This window comes from Bacillus sp. AP50 (genome assembly GCF_040492675.1).
GTDB classification, from domain to species: Bacteria; Bacillota; Bacilli; order Bacillales; family Bacillaceae_G; genus Bacillus_A; species Bacillus_A cereus.
Window position 1 is genome coordinate 1 of sequence record NZ_JBEUTW010000327.1, and the last position, 3,471, is coordinate 3,471.

Below are 3,471 nucleotides of genomic sequence, written 5' to 3' on the forward strand. Positions count from 1 at the left end.
ACTTATAATAGTTAATAAAGTAAAATATTAAATGTACAAAATTATTAACTTTGTTTTTGTTTGTGTCAGGAGGAAAATAACATGGAATCAGCGATACAACTAGAAAGAGAACAACAAAGAAAAAAGAAACATCCTCCAGGTTTATACTTACTCTTCTTTACAGAAATGTGGGAAAGATTTAGTTACTATGGATTACGAGGATTATTAACATTATATTTAACGACAGCTTTAGTAAGCGGTGGTCTTGGGTTTAGTCCCGCATGGGCACTCTCTATTTACGGATTTTATACTGGAGCCTGTTATTTCACACCAATGATTGGTGGATACTTAACAGACCGTTTTCTAGGTAGACGAAAAGCAATCACAATTGGTGGTATAACAATGGCAATCGGTAACCTTACACTATTTGCCTTGCAAAACCAATTAGGCCTATACCTCGGATTAGCGCTTATTATTATAGGTAACGGATTCTTCAAACCGAACATCTCTACACTGGTTGGAGAATTATACGAAGAGAACGATCCAAAACGTGATAGTGCATTTACCATTTTCTATATGGGTATTAACGTCGGGTCATTTTTAGCTCCACTCGTTTGCGGATTTTTATCAGAAAATTTATTCAAAACAACAGTTGATGGCGTTGTACATTACGGATTCCGTTACGGTTTCTTAGCCGCTTCAATCGGAATGATCATTGGACAAATTTTATTTACAACACTATCAAATCGCTTCCTTGGTAATATCGGTAAAAAACCAACTCGTGATTTACAAACAGCTGCTGGACAACCATCAGTAGGAGATACACCGTTAACAAAAAAAGAAAAACAACGTACCGCAGTTATCGTCATTTTAACATGCTTCGTTGTCTTCTTCTGGGCTGGCTTTGAACAAGCTGGTAGCTCATTAACATTATATACAAACAAATTTGTAGACCGCTCTGTGTTCGGATGGGAAGTTCCAACATCTTGGTTCCAATCGGTCAATCCATTATTTATTATTTTACTTGCTCCAGTCATTTCTGCATTATGGGCAAAACTTGCAACTCGCAAGCAAGGTGATTTAAAAATCCCAACTAAAATGGGACTTGGTATGATCTTGCTCGGTATCGGTTATATCATTCTCGTTATTGCTACATTAAAAACAGGTAGTGATGAACATAACATTACAGAAAAAGCAAACTTACTGTTTATCGTCTTTACGTATCTTTTCCATACGTTAGGTGAGCTATTCTTATCACCTGTCGGACTATCAATGGTTAGTGCGCTTGCTCCGGTAAAATTAGCATCTTTATTAATGGGTGTATGGCTAGCAAGTTCAGGTATCGCCAACATTTTAGGCGGACAACTTGCAAGCTTCACAACTTCACTTGGATACGCTGAAGTATTCACAGTTATTGGCGCTGTGGCAATTGTATTAGGCTGTGTTTTATTATTAATTTCTAAGAAATTAGTGAAATGGATGGATTAAAAAAGATGAGGAATTTCTCCTCATCTTTTTTTATACTGTTTTACCTTTTTCTATTGCTTGTTCGTACAGCTCTTTATGTTCTTTATATTCACTTGGTACGAAACTCTTATAGAAAAATGAGAACCAGCTATCTCCCTTTTTATACCCTTCTTCTCGAATTTCCGCTGCTTTTTTATTCGATTTAAATCCTTCAGTAAACCATTTCTTTAACAATTCATTTCGTTCATACTTAGCAGGAACTTTTAAATCATAGTTTTCAAATGCATACTTATAGCCAGCCTTTTCTACTGCCTTTTTTGTAGACTTATAGCCTTTTTCATACGCTTTTTCATATGCCTTCACGTATACTTCTTTCTCTCTATTTCCAGGATTCTTTTCAGCTAGTTCTTTCCCTGTCTTTTCCCCTAATTCAGCTTGCTCTTTTTCAATTTTTTCTGTTCTTTCTTTATTCCCTACTTTGAATCCGTCTGCAAAGTTTACCTTAAACTCTGGAGCAACTTGACTATCGTCCATTGTCTCTTGTGCTAAACCTTGTTCTTTTCCTTTTTCAAAATGCGTTTTCTTCTGCTCTTCTAAAGACCATGCGGCTGCATAAGTCGCTTTAAACGCTTGTTTATATGCATCAGATTTTCCAGCTACATGCACTTCTGCATCATTTTTTCCTGCTTTAAAATCAGTTTCTCCATTCTTTTGACCTTCAAGTTGACCTTTTTCCATATCAGCTTGGCGCTGCGCTTCCTCTTGCTTACGTGCCTCTTCAGCTTTTCTTTGTTCCTCGGCTACACGTTGTCTCTCTTCTTCAGCTTTACGCTGTGCTTCTGCAGCACGTTGTTTTTCAGCCTCAGTATTGCGCTGTGCTTCTGCTTGTCTCTCAGCTTCTACAGCACTATTATTATTCTGACTAGGAGCTGGGCTCGTTGCGCCACTACTAGAAGCTGGTTTATTGTGATAATGATATTCCCCGTACTGTAATCCCCACTTCTCACAATTTGTACGACACGTATGTCCGCCATTAGCATCTGTACGCCCTGGATGCGCATAAGCTGAAATTGGAGCTACCAATAACGCTATACTCGTTGTTAAAAGAAGTTTCTTCACCTGTTGTCTCACTCTTGTTCCTCCCAAAATATAGAATTATAACTTTATTATACATAAATAGAAGAATACTTAAATACGAACCGAAATATTCTATTATTTCTCAACATTAGTAAAAAAGAAGGTGAACTCTTTAAAGAGTTCACCTTCTTTTTTACTTCTTCGCCTTCGTTCCTACTAAATCACCAGCAACAACATAACGCTTAGAATTATCCTTTACAGATACACATGTAATAAGCGTTATCTCATCTTTCCCATGATCCTCTACAACTTCCCACTTATCAGGAGTCACTTCAGATACACCAGTAACCGCATACTCATATTCATTTTCATTGTCATACAAATAAATTTTATCGCCTTTTTTCAAAGAAGCTATATCACTAAATAAAACACCTTTTTTAGACATATTATGTCCTGCTAATGCGTAATTTCCTTTTCCCATAACTTGATTCTCTTTTACTGTCGCTGCACCTGATAATAAGTTTTTTTCAGTAGAAGCTTTTAAAACAGGCAGTTCTACTGAAACACTTGGAATCGAAATACGACCAATTACTTGTTTCTTATCTAATGATGCATTCGCTACTTCCGCCAAGTCTGGTTGATTAATTTTGGAAGCATCTACAAATTCCGTCTCATGCTTTTCATAATCCATCTTTTGAACAGCCTGCACATTTTCAGTCTGTTTCTTTTCAGCCTGATATCCATCATAAAATGGCTTTCCAATTAACACGCCACCTACAACAAATAGCAGAATTGCTACTATACTATAAATTCTTTGCTTATTCATACACAGTTCCTTTCCCTTACAAAATCTTACTCTATATAAAATGATAAAATAATATCGCTATATGTACAAGTATTAGCTTAAAAAGAAACCTTCTTGCCGGTGCAAGAAGGTTTCTTTTTAAG

3 protein-coding genes are annotated in these 3,471 nt (G+C 36.4%); 1 reads left to right on the forward strand and 2 read right to left on the reverse strand.

The annotated features are described in order from the left end of the window. The first annotated feature begins 81 nt into the window (after window positions 1–81). Window positions 82–1,467 carry a peptide MFS transporter gene (locus ABWK52_RS21475; protein WP_000443143.1) on the forward strand — a complete coding sequence of 462 codons (1,386 nt, stop codon included), beginning with the start codon at window positions 82–84 and terminating at the stop codon, window positions 1,465–1,467. A gap of 30 nt (window positions 1,468–1,497) precedes the next feature. Here the strand turns inward: ABWK52_RS21475 and ABWK52_RS21480 are convergent, their stop codons facing one another. Further along, window positions 1,498–2,577, reverse strand: a complete 1,080-nt coding sequence (locus ABWK52_RS21480) for a YHYH domain-containing protein (RefSeq protein ID WP_001249813.1) — start codon at window positions 2,575–2,577, stop codon at window positions 1,498–1,500. Between the two features lie 139 nt (window positions 2,578–2,716). After that, window positions 2,717–3,349, reverse strand: a complete 633-nt coding sequence (locus tag ABWK52_RS21485; protein ID WP_001041724.1) for a class A sortase — start codon at window positions 3,347–3,349, stop codon at window positions 2,717–2,719. Window positions 3,350–3,471: the final 122 nt, after the last annotated feature.

Coding starts and splice junctions, on each gene's coding strand:
- ABWK52_RS21475 (WP_000443143.1), top strand. CDS start 82: ATGGAATCAGCGATACAACTAGAAAGAGAACAACAAAGAAAAAAGAAA.
- ABWK52_RS21485 (WP_001041724.1), bottom strand. CDS start 3,349: ATGAATAAGCAAAGAATTTATAGTATAGTAGCAATTCTGCTATTTGTT.